The 16,951-nt window shown below is 57.3% G+C and carries 14 protein-coding genes; 7 read left to right on the forward strand and 7 right to left on the reverse strand.

Annotation, left to right across the window (positions count from 1 at the left end):
- Positions 1-314: 314 nt before the first annotated feature.
- The 7 genes from EO133_RS07985 to EO133_RS08015 all read right to left on the reverse strand — a co-directional run bounded on the left by EO133_RS07985 (position 315) and on the right by EO133_RS08015 (position 8,039).
- Positions 315-1,388: a Gfo/Idh/MocA family protein gene (locus EO133_RS07985; RefSeq protein ID WP_127072117.1), complete on the reverse strand. Its 1,074-nt coding sequence runs from the start codon at positions 1,386-1,388 to the stop codon at positions 315-317.
- Positions 1,385-2,254 carry a sugar phosphate isomerase/epimerase family protein gene (locus tag EO133_RS07990; RefSeq protein ID WP_127072118.1) on the reverse strand — a complete coding sequence of 290 codons (870 nt, stop codon included), beginning with the start codon at positions 2,252-2,254 and terminating at the stop codon, positions 1,385-1,387. The genes EO133_RS07985 and EO133_RS07990 overlap by 4 nt, the downstream gene beginning before the upstream one ends.
- Complete coding sequence (locus EO133_RS07995; protein ID WP_127072119.1) at positions 2,251-3,666, reverse strand: CehA/McbA family metallohydrolase; 1,416 nt, start codon at positions 3,664-3,666, stop codon at positions 2,251-2,253. The genes EO133_RS07990 and EO133_RS07995 overlap by 4 nt, the downstream gene beginning before the upstream one ends.
- A 3-nt stretch (positions 3,667-3,669) precedes the next feature.
- The gene (locus EO133_RS08000) at positions 3,670-4,773 is read right to left on the reverse strand and encodes an ABC transporter ATP-binding protein (protein WP_127072120.1); all 1,104 of its coding nucleotides are present in this window, start codon (positions 4,771-4,773) and stop codon (positions 3,670-3,672) included.
- A gap of 30 nt (positions 4,774-4,803) precedes the next feature.
- The gene (locus tag EO133_RS08005) at positions 4,804-5,634 is read right to left on the reverse strand and encodes a carbohydrate ABC transporter permease (RefSeq protein WP_127072121.1); all 831 of its coding nucleotides are present in this window, start codon (positions 5,632-5,634) and stop codon (positions 4,804-4,806) included.
- Positions 5,631-6,542: a carbohydrate ABC transporter permease gene (locus tag EO133_RS08010; protein ID WP_127072122.1), complete on the reverse strand. Its 912-nt coding sequence runs from the start codon at positions 6,540-6,542 to the stop codon at positions 5,631-5,633. Before EO133_RS08010 ends, EO133_RS08005 begins: the two co-directional genes overlap by 4 nt.
- 135 nt (positions 6,543-6,677) lie before the next feature.
- Positions 6,678-8,039 (reverse strand): extracellular solute-binding protein, encoded by a 1,362-nt coding sequence (locus tag EO133_RS08015; RefSeq protein ID WP_127072123.1) that lies wholly within the window; start codon positions 8,037-8,039, stop codon positions 6,678-6,680.
- A 363-nt stretch (positions 8,040-8,402) separates the two neighbouring features.
- Between EO133_RS08015 and EO133_RS08020 the strand changes: the two genes are divergently transcribed.
- From EO133_RS08020 to EO133_RS08045, 7 genes are all read left to right on the forward strand, one after another.
- Entirely contained in the window at positions 8,403-9,398 is a 996-nt protein-coding gene (locus tag EO133_RS08020; RefSeq protein ID WP_188681918.1) for a LacI family DNA-binding transcriptional regulator, read from the forward strand.
- Between the two features lie 17 nt (positions 9,399-9,415).
- The gene (locus tag EO133_RS08025) at positions 9,416-11,371 is read left to right on the forward strand and encodes a DUF5054 domain-containing protein (RefSeq protein WP_127072125.1); all 1,956 of its coding nucleotides are present in this window, start codon (positions 9,416-9,418) and stop codon (positions 11,369-11,371) included.
- A 178-nt stretch (positions 11,372-11,549) separates the two neighbouring features.
- A complete protein-coding gene (locus EO133_RS20205) occupies positions 11,550-11,708 on the forward strand; it encodes a Wzz/FepE/Etk N-terminal domain-containing protein (protein ID WP_164734929.1) in 159 nt (52 codons plus the stop codon).
- Positions 11,709-11,990: 282 nt separating this feature from the next.
- On the forward strand, positions 11,991-12,542 hold the full coding sequence (locus tag EO133_RS08030) for a winged helix DNA-binding protein (protein ID WP_127072126.1): 552 nt from the start codon (positions 11,991-11,993) through the stop codon (positions 12,540-12,542).
- Positions 12,543-12,548: 6 nt separating this feature from the next.
- Positions 12,549-14,414, forward strand: a complete 1,866-nt coding sequence (locus EO133_RS08035) for an ABC transporter ATP-binding protein (protein ID WP_127072127.1) — start codon at positions 12,549-12,551, stop codon at positions 14,412-14,414.
- Entirely contained in the window at positions 14,407-15,930 is a 1,524-nt protein-coding gene (locus EO133_RS08040; RefSeq protein WP_127072128.1) for an ABC transporter substrate-binding protein, read from the forward strand. The genes EO133_RS08035 and EO133_RS08040 overlap by 8 nt, the downstream gene beginning before the upstream one ends.
- A 92-nt stretch (positions 15,931-16,022) precedes the next feature.
- Positions 16,023-16,946: an ABC transporter permease gene (locus EO133_RS08045; RefSeq protein WP_127072129.1), complete on the forward strand. Its 924-nt coding sequence runs from the start codon at positions 16,023-16,025 to the stop codon at positions 16,944-16,946.
- Positions 16,947-16,951: the final 5 nt, after the last annotated feature.

Below are 16,951 nucleotides of genomic sequence, written 5' to 3' on the forward strand. Positions count from 1 at the left end.
GGCCTTGTGCATGTCGATGCGCAATCGACTTGGCAGCAGGTCCAACCTTCCCTTTCGCAAGGCGTATTTGGCCCTGCCGCGCGTGCATCAGTCAAGCACGATGATGGCATTGGCACTATTGCACATGCTTTTTTGCTGTGAATTGGATACACAGCTTTGCACGACTGCCATGCGGAACTCCGCTCCGTTTTTCTTCGACTTGCTGACCAAGACCATGCGTTCCGCATGGGCCGGCCCTCTGCGCTTGCGTAAGGCAGAGCAACTCGCATAAGAGGCGAAAGCCAATCGGCTTCTGGTCGCCCAGCCGGGATGCGTCAGGCCGAGTTGCCAGAACGAAATGCGCGACCGACCTGAGCGAAAAGTTCAAGGTCATAGCGGGAGTCTTTAAGCCCGGTCTTGGGCGGCTGACCCGTAGCGACGCTGTGATGGAAAGCGTCAAGCTCGACCATGAACGCATCCTTGTAAAACGGCCCTACAATTTCAGTCCGGGTTTCGTTGAGCCCCGATGTCGTGATTTCCAGTTGTGTGGGTAAGTGCCGGATATAGGGCGTGTCGTAATTGATCGCGAAGCGCTGGTTTTGGGTAAGCACCTCGATACCGGAATCAAAGCGCGCAACGTCTGAAATTACCGCCTCATAGCTGGCCGTAAAATGCCCATAGTCGAACCAGACCAGCACCGTTTCCCCGCCATGCTGTCGTGCGGCAGCGACATTCAATGGCATGCCAATTAGCTCACGCATGGCCGAAAAACTATGCGAGGCAAGACCGGTCAAAACCTGGTAAGCGCGCAGGGCGTCGGGGGGCGCATCCTCGCCAATCGCCGCGCGCAGCATCGATTGAGTGCGGGCCCGGCCAATGTCTATCTCATTGTGCGAGATGTCGTTCCCACGCAGTACGGGACGCGTCTGATCGACGAAAAACTGACTTTCGCGAATTATGTCGCGAATACGGACATGCCGGATAGCGGTGTTGGTCGGCATATGATCCTTCAGCGCCAGAAACGCCGGTGCGTAACGTCGCATATAGCCGACAAAAACGGTCCGGTCGTTGCCTTCGTCAAGGTCCAACAGCGGACCGATCTGATCGAGATTCAGACATACCGGCTTTTCGACAAAGACGTGCTTTCGAGCCCTTATCGCGGCCGCCAGCAGATCGGCATGGAGATGGTCGGGGGTGAGAATGAAAACGGCATCAATGTCGGGATCGGAGAGGATGTCGTCTGCCGTTGCGACAGTTCTTGCTCCGTAACGCGCAGCCATCGCTTCGGTCAGATTTGGCGAAATATCGCTGACCGCCGAAATCGCAAACCGCTTGTCGTCAGCCAGAAGCGGCAAATGCATCAATTGAGCGACTTCGCCCAACCCGATCAGCCCCACCCGCAATATCATTGTGCGGCCTTCTCAATGAGATCAGCGAGAAATTCGATATTGCGACGCGCAAGGCGGTGCGGTTCGAGTGCCGGATCGTCAGATGGGTCCTGTTCCACGACAACAGGCCCCGAAAAGCCGCGCGTTTCGAGCATGTCCATCACTGCGCCGATATCGATAACGCCATCGGGCAAGGGGCACATTACACCCCTGGCAAAGGATTTCCGGACGCCCAACGTTCCATCGAGAACCTGCTGGCGAACGGCTGCATCGACATTCTTGAGGTGCATGTAGGCGATGCGCTCCCAGACCTTTTCCATATAGGCCAGCGGATCCTGATCCCAGAACGCGTGATGGCCCGTATCGAAACACAATGATATATCTGTGCCATCAAGAAGGCGGTCGATCTGGTGTTCGTGCTCGATTGCGGTCGCAACATGGGGATGGAATGAAACCGTCAGGCCATGCTCGCCTTCTATGCGCTTGCGGGCTTCCTCGATCGTTCCAAGCATCGCGCGCCAGCCCTGGGCATCGAGATCCCCGATCGCATCGTCTGGATAAACATTGCCTTCATCCATAAGCACCAGATGACTGGCTCCTGCCCCGCGCAAAAGCGCCGCCAGTTCATCAAGCGTGCGGAACAGATCGTTGGCGCTATCGGGCACTGAAAAGGTATGGACATGCACGCTGCCAACGAGCGACAGCTTGCGGCGTTCAAGCGTTTCGACAAGCTCGCCTGCATCTGTCGGCAGGAAACCGAACGGTCCCAACTCCGTGGCGTGATAGCCTGCGGCAACAAGCTGGTCGAGATATTGGTCTGGCGTGAAGCGGTTGTTCTCGGGATAAAAGATTCCCCACGAACAAGGGGCATTTGCGATCAGTGTCATGGCTCCACATTTTCAAAATAGACAGGATTGGACAAGGCGCGCCGGATTGGCTGCGCAGCGACGATTTCTTCGGTCAGGCCGAAGGGAAGTGGCCCTGGCCGAATCGCGGCGAGCAACGCCTCAAGCAGGACATCGCGAGAGGCACCGGCGACGATTTCGCAACGCAGGAAGCGCTTGGGCGCGCCCTGCCAGGTCAGCACAATGTCTTCGCCTTCAATGGCAAATCTCGACAGTTCGCCATCGGCATCCAGCAGCACGAGTTCATCGCCCGATGCGCCGCGTATTTCGATCTCTGCCTTCGCCTCGCGGGCAGGCAATACCGATCCCATAGGCTGACCGTTGACCGAAAGACTGAGATGCGGGCCGGACGGGCTTTCGGTGACATATCCCCTGCCCGCCTTCATGGCCGCCAAAACGGCATGTTCGGACAGTTCCTCGAGCCAGAGAACGGTGGTCGGTCGCGCCAGCACCAACGGCCCTTCGGGCCTAAGCTCGGCAGGTTGATGATAATCAGACCCGCCGATGGCCGACAGCCGCAGTCCCGATGCCAGCCGCTTCTGGTAACGTTCAAGCGAAATCCAGTTCCAGGCCAGCCATGTGGATTGCCAGACTTCCATCAAATCGGCATCAGGAAACGCGTAATCCCATGGAATGTCCGGCTTGTCGTGATTGATCGACAGCAACCCGCCGGCCTTGTGGACCATATCGGATAGCGTATGCGCGTGGCCGGGCAGCGTCATGCGGAAATCGATCCAGCTATCGGTGCCAAAAACATTGGCATGCCCGATAGCCGTGGTCACTTCCATTGCCCGAACAAAGACGAGATCGGGCGAGGATGCGGGGTGAAAATACCGGCGCTGGGTGATGGTGTTGTGGTCGGCGATCGCGAGAAAATCGAGCCCCGCCTGTTTGGCCGCAGCGTGCAAGGTTTCAGGCGATCCCTTCGCGTCCGAATGAAATGTATGGCAATGCAGGTCGCCCTTGTACCAACCTTTTCCGGGACGCACCGGTTCTGTCCGCACCGGCTGGGGCGCGATTTCGCGCTCGCCCGCCTCCAGGGCAATCGTGAGTTCAACGGTCGCGCCCTTGAGCGGCACCTTGTAAAGTCCCAGAACGACGTTCCATTGGCCAGCAGGGATTGGCCCATGCACATAGCCCGGCGTCGCATCGTCGGTCGCAATGAAAAACCGGTCCCTTGCCCCCCCGCTCCATCCCCGGAACCCTTCCGCGCTTGGATAAGCGGTCGCCCGGCAATCGAAACAGCCCAGATCGATGATGCAATCGGGTGCCTTGGGATAGGCAAGTGTCACATCGATCCGGGTCGTGCCGGCGGGCACAGTAAAGGGCACGTAAAAGTAAGGATCTCGCGCTTGATCCTCGGGCGTTACATGCACCACTTCACGCCGTGCCACGGACTATTCCCCGTCGAACGGCAGACGCAGACCATCTGCATCGAAAAGGTGGACATGCCGGGCTTCAAAAGCCAGAGACACGTTCTGTTCGAGCCTGATTTCGTCGTCAGTGAAAATGCGGGCGGTAAACCGCGCAGCATCCGCGCGTTCTAGCGTTACCAGCGATTCCGGTCCCATATTTTCATTGGCAAACAGCTTGCCCGAGATCGTGTTGGATTCTCCGCCCGCCGCGATGTGGAGATGTTCGGGGCGCACACCCAGCGTCAAGGTCTTGCCGGTCTCCAATGCCTTGGCGGCCCTTGCGGAAACGGGCAGCGGGTCCATGGAAAGGCCGTCAGCACGTATGGAGATCCCGCCATCGGCAATCATGGCCTCCACAGGCAAAAGGTTCATGGGCGGATTGCCCACGAAATTGGCAACAAAGGTCGTTGCCGGGCGGCGATAGATTTCAATCGGCGGCGCATATTGCACAATCTCGCCTTCGTTCATCACCGCGATACGGGTTGCCAGCGCCATGGCCTCAGCCTGATCGTGCGTCACATAAACCGCAGTCATGCCCATGTCGCGCTGCAGGTGGTTGAGGAACCCGCGCGCCTCGAGCCGCAATTTGGCATCGAGATTGGAAAGCGGCTCATCGAACAGATAGACCTTGCTTGGATAAACAAGCGCGCGCGCGAGCGAAGTGCGTTGCTGCTGTCCGCCCGAAATCTGGGCCGGGACCCGTTCGAGCAAGTGGCCGATTTTGAGAACGTCAGCCACTTCCTGCGCACGCTTGTGGCGGTTTTGTTCGCTTTCGCCGCGCACCTTGAGCGGATAGGCGATATTGTCGGCAAGGTTCATGTGCGGATACAGCGCATAATCCTGAAAAACCATCGAGATCTGGCGGTCCTTGGGGTGCTTGAACGTAACGTCGCTCTCGCCAATCTCGATGCTGCCGCTGGTTGGAGTTTCCAACCCCGCGATCATCCGCAGGCTCGTGGTCTTGCCGCAACCTGAAGGGCCAAGCAAGCAGACGAATTCGCCGTCACCGATCTCGAGCGACATATCCTTGACCGCGACGAACTCGCCAAAGGACTTGCTGACATTTTTGAACTGGACTGAAGCCATTGTCTTGAATTCTCTGAAATTGTTGGGAGATCAGGCCTTGATGCCGCCAAAGAAGCGGAAGCCGAATTTCCAGCTTACAAACAGGTAGAGTGCCACCACCGGCAATGAATAGAGCAGCGCATAGGCGGCCAGCAGCGTCACGATCGGGGTGCCTGCCTCGGAATAGAACGAATAGATCGCGACCGATGCCGGCATTTTTTCCGAAGACCGCAACAGAATGAACGGGATCAGGAAGCTCCCCCAGATATTGACGAAGCTCCAGACAACGATCACCACAATGCCGGGCCGGATGACGGGCAGCGCCACGTCGAAAAAAGCCTGTACCGGCGAGGCACCCGCCACCATCGCGCTTTCCTCATAGCTCTTGGGAATACCGTCGATGAAATCGCGCAGGATGAACATTGCGGTTGGCAGCAGGCCACCGGCAAACACCAGAATGACCGAAATATGGGTATCGATCAGCCCGACCGAATTGACGATCAGAAAGATCGGCACCATCGCCGCAGAGCCTGAAACCACCGAAGAAAACAGCAGCAGGACATAGGTGACGGCGCTCTTGCCCGGCATGTTGGAGCGCGAGAGCGCATAAGCCGCCAGCGTTGCCGACACACCGACAAAGATCACGCCACCAACGCTCTGGATCAGCGAATTCCACAAGCCTCTTATGGCAAAGGTGTTGTTGAACACCGTCACGAAGTTTGACAGCGTGAAGGGGTTGGGGATCGCCAGTCCAAGTTCTGCCCGCGCATTGAATGGCGCAAAAAGAAACCAGATCAGGGGCAGGGCAAACAGCGCTCCGATCAGCGAGGCAAAGACCGAAAAGCCTATGCGCGAGAAAAAGCGCAAGAACATATGCCTCATGTCTTCACTCCCTTTGCCCGCTTGCGGCCCAGGCTGAGATAGATCAGTGCAAAGACCAGATTGATGAGCATGATGATGACGCCCACTGCCGCTCCCTTACCAAAATCGAAGTCCCGGAACGCCACGCGATAGGTGTAAATCGAGATCAGTTCGGTGCGGTAGGATGGCCCGCCATTGGTCAACAGGAAGGGCGTGAACGTATTGAACGTCCACATGGTAATCAGGATCAACACCGTCACCACATGCCCGCGAATGAGCGGCAGGCCGATGTCGCGAAACTTTTGCCAGCTTGACGCTCCGGCAACGTCGGCAGCCTGAAAATAGCTTGGCGGGATCGACGCAAAAGCCGAATTGAACAGCATCATGGAAAAGGCCGCCCCGCGCCAGACATTGAAAATCACGATCACCCAGAACGGCTGCTGCAGCAACCAGTCGCCCGGAGGCAGCCCGAGGCTTTCCATGATCATGTTCAGCGTGCCGTTGTCGTAATCGAGAAAGGCGAACCAGGCGAAACCGATCACCACTTCGGGCAATATCCAAGCCGCGATCACGAAGGTCTCGGTGATCGATTTGACGCCCTTGGGCACAGACTGCAGCAGCCATGCCAGAAGCATGCCCAGCAGCGCCTGCCCGACAAGAGCCGACAATATGACGAACTGGGTCGTCAAGATCAGCGAAAAGCCGAACTGGCCGCGCTGAAAGAAGCTGACGGGATCAAACAAGCTTATGTAATTGGCCAATCCGACAAATTCAGGATTGACCGCCGTGCGCCCCAGAAGCGTGCGGTTGGTGAAGGAAACAAAGATGACCCAGAAAAAAGGCGCAATCACAAAGACAGCGACAAGGATCGTTGCGGGCGCCATAAAAATTGCGCTCGCCCTGTTGGACAAAAGTGAAAACCGCTTCACGCAAGGCTCCCGAGAGCTTCATTCCTGCGCTGGCCGGCCCGCGTGAAAGATGCACGACAGACCGGTCAGGCAGGGAGGTGACAGAAATTTTGAATGGCCATGCGCTCAACGCCCGCGCATGGCCGCGATCTTTGCCTAGAGCAGGCTTACGGTGTTTTCCTCACCAACGATCGATGTCACAGCGGCCTTGTATTGGGCCATTGCTTCTTCCGGCGACAATTCGCCTGAAACGACAGATTCCGTCATGCGCTGAATTTCCATCGATACGCTGTTGTAGTCGGCATCGTTGGGACGGGCCGTGGTCAGCGGAAGCAATGCCTGGCTTGTCTCGTTGAGGAACGGCGAATCCGGGATCGGCACGTCGGAACGCGAACGGATGCCGGGCTGATAATCCTGAAACGCGGTCATCTGCTCCTGACTCATCATGAAAGCGAGGAATTCCCAGGCTTCCTGCGGGCTATCGGTATTGGGATTGATCACGAACCCCGTACCGCCTGAGACCGAAACGTGGCCCTGCCCACGGAAACCTGCACCAGGTTCACGGGCGGGCATCTTTTTCCAGGTCATGATCTCATCGCGGTTTTCCAGGGCGAACTCGGACCCTGGGGCCGTAACGGAACGATAGAACCAGTCGCCCTCGACCAGCATTGCTGTCCGGCCATCGCGGAAGTTGGCGAAGGTCCGGTTGCGGCCATCGGCAAGCAACTGCGCACGGTCGTCGCCCAGTGCCTCATCGACATAGATGGTCTTGTAAAGGTTGAGCGTATCGAGAATGCCCTGGCTTTCAACGATCCAGCGCCCTTCCTCGTCGACAACGCCTTCGCCCGTGCCAAGCAATGCCATCCAATAGCCTTGCATGGTCGTGGCTTCACCCATGGAAACACCAGCATTGAGCTGGAGCGGCGCATCAACGCCCGCATCCTTGAGCGCCCGTGCTGCTTCGAGCAGGTCGTCCCAGGAACTGGGCTCCCAGCTTGCCGCATCGAGCCCGGCCTCTTCAAACAGATCAGCACGCACAAAAACCATGCGCACATCGGTGCCAAGGCCAATGCCGTATGTGCCGCCATCATAGGAAAGGATCGAGCGGATACCCTCGGAAATGTGATCCCAACCTTCCCAGCTAATGGCAGGCTCGCCGATCAGGTCTTCAAACGAGCGCAACAGGCCCGCATCGACAAAGGATGGGATCAAAAAGCCATCAAAGCCCGAAATATCGGCGCCGGCGCCGGTGGAAAAGTCGAGCGCCAATTGCTGGGTCAACTGTTCGTCGGCACCGGCAAATTCGGTGAGGCTCACCGAAATCTCGCGCCCTTCTTCGGCCATCCGCGCTTCAAAGCCGGGAATGACCGAATTCTTGATCCATTCGGCTGTGGCGGAATTGACGCCGCCCTCAACGCACCGGCACGTAATTGTCAGATCGACGGCAAAGGCGGCTGCGCCTGTGCCTGTTACCACTGCAAGGCCAAGGCCCGCAGCAACAAGATGCTTGTAAACCATTTTCAATCTACCTCCCATTCGCTGGACCGACGCCTCCGCGCCGGTTGCATGAAGGCAAGACGGGTCCTCTTCCCGCTTGTCCTTCCAGCCCAGTCAGAATGAACACGTTTTCATTTTACGTCAATCCTGAAACGGAAAGAGGACAGGATGAGCGCAACTCGACCTGCCCATGTTTCCATGAGGAAATAACAAGAATATGACAGAAATACTGATATTTCTCCGCCACACCCTCGCCCCTCGCCTTGACATATGGACGCTACGAGATCACAAGATATGTTGTTCACGCGTTCAATTTTAACTCTTTTTTTGGTCAGACACTTGAGCGAAAGCACCGCTTCGGAAAAGCAGCGCGCCACCGCAGAAATGGTGGCAAAGGCGGCCCATGTCTCGCGAGTGGCGGTGTCGCGCGCGTTCAACCCCAGCGCCTCCATCAAGGCGGAAAAACGCGAGCGCATCCTCAAGATTGCGAGTGAATTGAATTACACACCGGATCGCGCTGCGCGTGCGCTCGTCACGCGGCGCTCGCATCTGGTCGGCGTTATCGTGCCCGATGTCTGCAGCCCTTGGGAGAGCCAGGAAATCGATGCGCTGACAACCGCGCTCCAGGCAGAGGGTTTTGCCACGCTGTTGTTCAAGACCCGCATCGACCTGTCGATGGACGAGACGCTTTTGACTTATATGAAGGGCTTCAATCTCGATTCCATTATCGCCTATGCTGAAAACGTAACGCCGGAAACGCTATCGCGCGTTCTCGATCGCGCCGTTCCCATTTATGTCACCTATGACCAATGGGAGGCAGCCGACAACGACGATACCGGTTTGCTTTACGACAGGCTCAATGTTCATCAGCACGAAGGCATTGAGCAAGCCGTCGCACTGCTGCATGGCTATGGCGTCAAAAAGCTGGCCTATCTGACCGGCAAGGCCCAGTCGCGTGCCAACACGGCGCGCCTTACGACACTCAGGAAGGTCATGGCGGCCCGCGGCATGGCTGCGCCCATAATCTGCGAAGGGGATTTTTCCTACGATTGCGCCCACGCGGCCGTTCTGGATCTCTTCAAGTTCGGCGAAAAGCCCGACGCGATTTTCGCCGCCAATGACGAGGGCGCATTTGGTGCGCTGGACGCGCTTCGTTTTGAACTCGGATTGCGGGTCCCCGAGGACGTCAAGGTCATCGGCTTTGACGACATCAACCAGTCACACTGGCGCAGCTACAATCTCACGACGGTCAAGGTCGACCTTGATCTGCGCATAAAGTCCCTGATCCGGCTGATTCTTCGGCGCCTCAAGCAGCCCGATGCACCGCCCATGATTGAGCACGTTCCCACCCGGCTTGTTGTTCGCGGCACAGTCGGATAGTTCAGCAGGCCTTACCGATGCTCCCCCGCCAGATACACCTGATCTACAAGACGCATCTCGATATCGGTTTCACCGAGCACGCCGAAAAGGTGCGGCGGCTATACCACAGCCGCTTCATTCCCCAGGCCCTTGATACGGGCGAGCATTTTTATGCCGAAAACCCCGATGCGCCCAAATTCATCTGGACCACTGGTGCATGGCTGATCTGGGATCACCTGCAAAACCAGTCGAAGGAGAATGTCGACCGGCTTGAGGCTGCAATCGAGAAGGGCATTATCCGCTGGCACGCCCTGCCCTTCACAACGCATACCGAATTGATGAGCCCCGCGCTTTTTGAATGCGGGCTCTCATTTTCCCAGGAACTGGATCGCCGGTTCGGCAAAAAGACGATTGCCGCCAAGATGACCGATGTACCGGGTCATACGCTCGGCATGGTCCCGCTTCTGGCCAACGCCGGCGTCAGGTTTCTCCATCTTGGCGTGAACACCGCCTGCCCAGTGCCTGACGTGCCTCCAATCTTTCGATGGCGTGCGCCGGATGGATCGGAAGTTGTGGTTATGTACCAGAATTCCTATGGCGAGACTTACTTCCCGGACGGCATGGGAACCGGGCTCAGCTTTGCCCATACAAACGATAACATGGGACCGCAGGCCATCCATCAGACGGTCGAGATCTTGCGCGAATATGCACATCGCTACCCGGATGCCGATATCCGCGCTTCAACACTCGATGCCTTTGGTCAATTGCTTTGGGGTCGCCGCGAGCAATTCCCTGTTATCGAGCACGAGATAGGCGATAGCTGGATCCACGGCGCTGCAGCCGACCCCATCAAGGCGGCCCGGTTCCGCGCTTTACAAAGTCTTTTCGATGAGTTCTCCGGCGATGGGCTGACCGACAGTCGCCTTGCCTTTGGCCGACACCTCACAATGGTTGCAGAACACACATGCGGCGTCGATATAAAGACCTTTCTGCGCGATGAAACCGCGTGGGACCGCATCGCCTTCGATGCCGCGCGAATGCGCGACTACCGCTTCTCCTATGCCGAGGCCTCTTGGGCCGAGCAGCGCGGTTACATCGATCAAGCCATTTCGGCGCTGGACGGCGATGACAAGGCGAGGGCTGATGCAGCATTGAAAGAAATTACCCCGCCTCCGCCTGTCATGCTTTCGTCCGCGCGTGCCGATGTCGAGATCGAGGGCTGGGCTATCCGTCTCGATCCGCAGAGCGGTGATGTTGTTGAGTTACGGACGCCAGACGGAACAACAATTTCAGGCAATGATGGTCCGCTTTTGGGTTATCGTCACGAGAGCTATGATGATCGTGACGTCCAGACCCACATGGATACCTATCTGATCGACCGGCCGGAATGGGCCTATCTCGATCACGCCAAGCCCGGCCTTGAAAAGGCGGAGACGGCCCTTTCCGTTGTCTGGACGCCGCAGCTTGAAGGCATCGGCCAAGCCGGAGATGACCTCGTCATCGGCATGAAAATGCCCGAGCGCGCAATTGCGACGCTCGGTGCGCCCGAGCGTATCGAATACCGGCTTGCGGTGCGCGATGACGCGCTGCAGATTGCCGTGGTCTTGCGCTGCAAACCGGCGAACCGGATGCCCGAGGCCGGCTTTTTTTACTTCCGTCCGCATGATGCGGCCAATTGGTCATTTCTCAAGACCGGTCTTTGGGTTGATCCAACCGACGTTGCCACGCATGGCGGGGGGCAATTGCAGGCCGTGTTTCAAACGCGCGGCGTCAGCGATGCAGCAACGATTGCGTTGACTCCGCTCGACACCCCGCTTGTCGCTCCGGTCGATTGGCCGTTCATGGCCTATAATCAGAACCGGCCCGATTTTGCAAAAGGACTCCGCTTCTGCCTTTACAACAACAAGTGGGGCACAAACTTTCCCATGTGGTGGGAAGGCGACTTTCAGGCCCGTTTCCAGATCAGGACAAGCGATAAAAGCACTGGGAATTGACCCAGAAGGCGTCGCACATTTACTGCACTGCCTTTCCCGCTGGGTGAATATGAAGCGATCTGAGCTCCCGCCCGGCAACTGATTGCCCCAACCTATGATAAATCTTGCAAAAATGTGACACAAAAGTGTTGGCAAGATGCGACGTTCTTGCCAATCTGCCGCGTTCAGGAGGAGTGCCGTGCCCGTGGAACAAAATGACGAGATCAGCCTGCTCGACCTGCTTGTCATCATGGCAGAGAACTGGCTGTTGTTGTTTCTTGTACCGCTAGCGGTTGGAGCCATAACATTTGCGTTGCTACAGGCTCAGCCGCAATATTATCGAGCCAGTGCTGTTTAACCAAAGCCAAAACCAGTTATGCACCGCAGTGCCGCCTCTCCTGCGCGCCAACCTATTGCAGATCAAAACGCCCAACAACGCGCTCTTTTGAAAACAATTGCCGCAGCGACCGGTCGCGTGTCCGTTTCTGGCCTATGCGCTGCTGGCCGGCGTCCCGAAACATCGACGCTTTGGAGCAGCAAAAGGAGGAAAGGTCGCGGGCGAAAAAACGATTCAAATTCACTTTATTGACATTTTGCAGATAAAATGGTGGCATCGCCTTGTTGCTTTAAAGGAGTTTTCATGGCGAGCACCCCGGACGACACGCGCGGCACATCCTATCCATCCCGCCCGGTAGGCCCTATCGTGTCTTCGGCCCATCTGGCGGGCGGTTCATCACCCGGCGTGTCCGAACTCGAATATGGCATGATCGTTTCCTTTCATGCTCTTTCGCGCTGGATTGTAAGATGCATGGCGGCGGCCGGGCTTCCAGGGCTTTCGCCAACCGAAGTTCTGATCCTTCATTCGATCCGGCATCGCGGGCGGCGCAAGAAACTCGCCGATATCTGCCTGATGCTGGGGATCGAGGACACGCATGTCGTAAGCTATGCCATCCGCAAGCTCGAGAAAGCCGAACTTGTAGCGACCGGGCGCACGGCCAAGGAAAAGACGGTTGAGATCACCGAAAAGGGTGCGGCGGCCTGTCAACGTTACGCCGAAATCCGCGAAAGCCTGTTGCTCGCCCCAACCAAGCGACAACGCCCTGAGGAAGCCGATCTGTCGGAAATTGCGGCGGCCCTGCGCTTTTTCTCAGGCGCTTACGATCAGGCAGCGCGTTCTGCCGCAACGCTCTAGACTGGAATGCCCATGAACCCTTCCGAATTGCTTTCGGTGCAGTCCTTGAACGTTTCCTTTGGTGCCAGCACGGTTGTCGAAGAACTGTGCTTTTCAGTTGAACAAGGCAAGACACTCGCGATCGTGGGAGAGTCCGGTTCCGGAAAGTCGGTGACGTCTCTGGCTATCATGCGGCTTGTCGAGCACATGAACGGCTCCATAAACAGCGGCAAGATTCTTTACCGGCATGGCGAAAAAGAAATCGATCTGGCAGCGCTCGATGACAAGGCCATGCGCAAGGTTCGCGGCAAGGAGATCGCAATGATCTTCCAGGAGCCCATGACCTCGCTCAATCCCGTCTTCGCCATCGGCGACCAGATCGTTGAAATCCTCACGCTGCATGAGGGCCTGAGCCGTTCGGCCGCGCGAAAAGAAGCCCAAAGGCTTCTGGATCTGGTGCGCCTGCCCGACGCCAAAGAATTGCTGGATCGCTATCCGCATCAGCTTTCCGGCGGCATGCGCCAGCGCGTGATGATCGCCATGGCGCTGGCCTGCCGTCCCAAACTGCTGATCGCCGATGAGCCGACAACGGCGCTCGATGTTACGATCCAAGCGCAAATTCTTTCTATTATTGCAGACCTGCAGCGCGAGCTTGGCATGGCCGTGGTCTTTATCACCCATGATATGGGCGTTGTGGCAGAGGTCGCCGACGATGTCGTGGTCATGAACAAGGGCAAAAAGGTCGAGCAGGCTCCCGTGGCGGACCTGTTTGCCAACCCTCAGAAGGCCTATACGCGGGCTCTGCTCTCGGCCGTGCCTAAACTGGGAAGTATGGCCGGACAGGATTTGCCAAGACGCGAACCGCTGACCGTCATCAAGGACAACCAGCCCCAAGAGGTCGGCGTATCACGGGCTCTCGACACAGCCCGCTACGAAGAAGCCCCTCTCATCTCGATCCGTAACCTTGTCACCCGTTTTGACATCCGCAAAGGGCTGTTCGGTGGCGTAACCCATCGCGTGCATGCGGTTGAACAGGTCACACTCGATATTTTTCCCGGCGAAACGCTGGCGCTTGTGGGTGAGTCAGGATCGGGCAAATCGACCATCGGTCGCACGATCCAGCAGCTTCAGGACCCAACGAGCGGCGAAGTCATATTCAAGGGCAAGCCTCTGGCTGCAATGTCCAAAGCTGAGAAGATGCAACTGCGCCAGAAAGTGCAGTATATTTTCCAGGATCCCTTTGCTTCGCTCGATCCCCGCAAGACGGTCGGCTTTTCGGTTGCCGAGCCGATCACGACGCATGGCTTGCTCGACAATCGGGCCGCAATCGACAGGCGCGTAGCCGAACTGCTGGAGCGAGTCGGTCTTTCCTCTGAACATGCCGAGCGTTATCCGCATGAATTTTCGGGCGGGCAGCGCCAGCGTATCTGCATTGCGCGCGCGCTGGCATCAAACCCCGAACTCATTATAGCCGACGAAGCACTTTCAGCGCTCGATGTTTCCATTCAGGCCCAGATCATCGACCTGTTCATGGAACTGCAGGAAGAGCGCAATCTCGCCTATCTCTTTATCAGTCACGACATGGCGGTTGTGGAGCGGATGAGCCATCGCGTGGCCGTGCTCTATCTCGGCCAGATCGTTGAAAAAGGCTCGCGCCGCGCCGTTTTCGAGACCCCGACACACTCATATACAAAAAGGCTTTTGTCGGCTGTACCGGTAGCGGATCCCGGTGCGCGACGCAAAAGGATCCTGCTTACCGGAGACATCGCCAGCCCCGTTCGGGCTGTCGGCAACGAACCTGCAATTGTTTCGCTGAACGAACATGCACCAGGTCATTTTGTGGCCGAAGAGGCCGCAAAAAGCATAAACCACCAAGGAGAACATCATGCGTAATGTCAAGAAAGCCCTGACAGCCGCCCTTTTGGCGTCCACTGTCATGGTCGCGCCTGTCTTTGCCGCAGGAACGCTTACAATTTCCTCGCCACAGGATCCCGGCAACTGGGATCCGATCGACACGTTCCTGGTCAACTGGGCATCGGTCGCCACCAATATCTTTGATGGCTTGACCTATCGTGGTCCCGATCTCGAACTGGTGCCGGGTCTTGCCACTGGCTGGGACGAACTCGATGATGGCCAGCGCATCCGCTTTACCCTGCGCGAAGATGTTGTCTTCCACAATGGTGAGCCATTCAACGCCGAAGCGGTCCGGTTCACATTCGAGCGCCTTTTGGGCGAACAGGGCGCTGCCGGTCCCCAGCAGTCCAACTATGTCGCCATTTCAGAAGTAGAAGTGATCGACGATTACACCGTCGATTTCCACCTGTCCGAACCGGATCCGGTGCTGCTGACCAAACTTGCTGGCTATGGTGCGATGATCGTACCGCCGCAATATATTGCTGAACATGGCGAAGAGCATTTCGACAACAATCCTGTCGGCACGGGTCCGTTCAGCTTCGTTTCCTATTCTCCGCGCGAAGAAATCAGGCTTGAGGCCTTTGCCGATCACTGGGATGGCGCCCCCGAACTCGACAACGTCGTTTATCGCTTCATTACCGAACCCTCCACGGCGGTGGCCGAATTGCAGGCCGGTCGCGTCGATATCGTCATCCCGCCCACGATTCCCGTCGGCATGATCCCCACGATCGAGGCCCACGAGGGTATCAGCGTAGTTACTGTACCCAGCCCAACGGTTCAGGCCCTGCGGTTCAATACCCAGAGCGGGATTACAGCCGATGAAAATGTCCGCAAGGCGATTATTTATGCGATCGACCGCCAGGCAATAATCGAGTCCATTCTCGGTGGCGAAGCCGAGCCGATCACGAGCTTCCAGAGCCCACTCGCATTCGGCTACGATCCGGATATGGAACTTGTGCCCTACGACCCCGATAAGGCTATGGCGCTTCTGGCCGAAGCCGGGATTGGCGCGGGCGCAACGCTCCAGATCGACGTTCGCGGCAACGATTCTACCTTCAACGAAGTTGCGCAGGCCGTATCGGCCTATCTGTCTGTCGTCGGGATCAACGCCACGATCCAGCCCTATGAAACCAACGTGCTGATCAACGATATCATCCCCGAGGGCCGCACGGGCGAAATGTTCCAGCAGGCCTGGGGTGGCTGGACCTTCGATTACGACAATACAGCCTATTTGATGTACCACACGGGCGAGCGCTGGAACCCCTATGACAGCGATCCTGAGCTCGATGCCCTGCTCAATGGTCAGCGTTCGATCACCGATCGCGCAGAGCGTGAAGCCATGTTGCAGGAAATCGCGCGCTACACCGCAGACCGTGCGCTCGAAGTTCCACTTTATAACGTCAACGCAATCTATGGCGTTTCAGATCGCGTGGAAAATTTCGAGGCAGCACCTGACAGCCGTTTGCGCCTGACTCGCGTAAGCGTGGGCGAATAATCGAACGGCGGGCCGCAGCGCTATCGCGGCCCGTCACCCCTTCCAAACACTGCCGTCGGGGCGAACTCCCCGGCCTTTCTGGAGCGTCGGCCGTGGCCAAGTTCATTTTCTATCGCATATTGCAGGCCATATTCGTGGTTTTTGCCGTTACCCTGACCGTTTCCTTTGCGATCCGGCTGACGGGCGATCCTGCCATCATGCTCTCCCAGGGTGCAGGCAGCATCACCGAGGCGGATCTGGAACGGATCAGGGAAGCACTCGGCCTCAACCGGCCGTTTCTTGTGCAGTATTGGGATTTTGTGAGCGGCGTTTTCGTCGGCGATTTCGGTCGTAGCTTCATGGGTGGAACGTCGGTGGGAGCGCTGATTGCGCGCGCCTTGCCTGCAACATTAATGCTGGCGCTCGTCTCATTGTTTCTTTCCATTGTCATTTCGATACCGCTCGGGATAACCGCCGCGGTCTCACGTGGCAAATGGGCCGATCAGGCCATCCGTATTCTGTCGCTTGTCGGCCTGTCCTTCCCCAATTTCTGGCTCGCAATCATGCTGGTGCTGGTCTTTTCGATCACCTTCCGCCTTTTACCGCCAAGCGGCATGGAAGGGCCAATAAGCTTCATCATGCCTGCGGCCACCATGGCGATCATTCTCACGGCAACCAATGTACGCCTTGTGCGCACCACCATGCTGGAAACGCTGCGCTCGCAATATGTCATGGTTGCTCGCGCCAAGGGATTGAGCGAAACCAAGGTGCTTTACAAGCACGCGCTGCGCAATTGCGCCATTCCGCTCGTGACCTATTTCGGCCTTCAATTTGGCGGGCTTTTGGGCGGCATCGTGGTGATCGAACGGGTTTTCAACTGGCCGGGCTTGGGTACGCTTGCCTTTGAGGCGGTGGCGGCTCGCGATTACCCGGTTTTGCAGGCCGTTATCACGGTCCTTTCGCTGCTCATCGTTTCGATCAACCTTCTGGTCGACATCGCCTACGGGCTGCTCGATCCCCGCATTCGTACGGAGTGAATGAA

This window comes from Pelagibacterium lentulum (assembly GCF_003992625.1).
Lineage (GTDB): Bacteria > Pseudomonadota > Alphaproteobacteria > Rhizobiales > Devosiaceae > Pelagibacterium > Pelagibacterium lentulum.

Excerpts from the sequence above, each read along its gene's own strand:
- EO133_RS08020 (WP_188681918.1), top strand. The coding sequence starts at position 8,403 with ATGGTGGCAAAGGCGGCCCATGTCTCGCGAGTGGCGGTGTCGCGCGCG.
- EO133_RS08035 (WP_127072127.1), top strand. The coding sequence starts at position 12,549 with ATGCCCATGAACCCTTCCGAATTGCTTTCGGTGCAGTCCTTGAACGTT.
- EO133_RS08005 (WP_127072121.1), bottom strand. The coding sequence starts at position 5,634 with ATGAGGCATATGTTCTTGCGCTTTTTCTCGCGCATAGGCTTTTCGGTC.
- EO133_RS08025 (WP_127072125.1), top strand. The coding sequence starts at position 9,416 with ATGCTCCCCCGCCAGATACACCTGATCTACAAGACGCATCTCGATATC.
- EO133_RS08000 (WP_127072120.1), bottom strand. The coding sequence starts at position 4,773 with ATGGCTTCAGTCCAGTTCAAAAATGTCAGCAAGTCCTTTGGCGAGTTC.
- EO133_RS07985 (WP_127072117.1), bottom strand. The coding sequence starts at position 1,388 with ATGATATTGCGGGTGGGGCTGATCGGGTTGGGCGAAGTCGCTCAATTG.
- EO133_RS08040 (WP_127072128.1), top strand. The coding sequence starts at position 14,407 with ATGCGTAATGTCAAGAAAGCCCTGACAGCCGCCCTTTTGGCGTCCACT.
- EO133_RS08015 (WP_127072123.1), bottom strand. The coding sequence starts at position 8,039 with ATGGTTTACAAGCATCTTGTTGCTGCGGGCCTTGGCCTTGCAGTGGTA.
- EO133_RS08030 (WP_127072126.1), top strand. The coding sequence starts at position 11,991 with ATGGCGAGCACCCCGGACGACACGCGCGGCACATCCTATCCATCCCGC.
- EO133_RS07990 (WP_127072118.1), bottom strand. The coding sequence starts at position 2,254 with ATGACACTGATCGCAAATGCCCCTTGTTCGTGGGGAATCTTTTATCCC.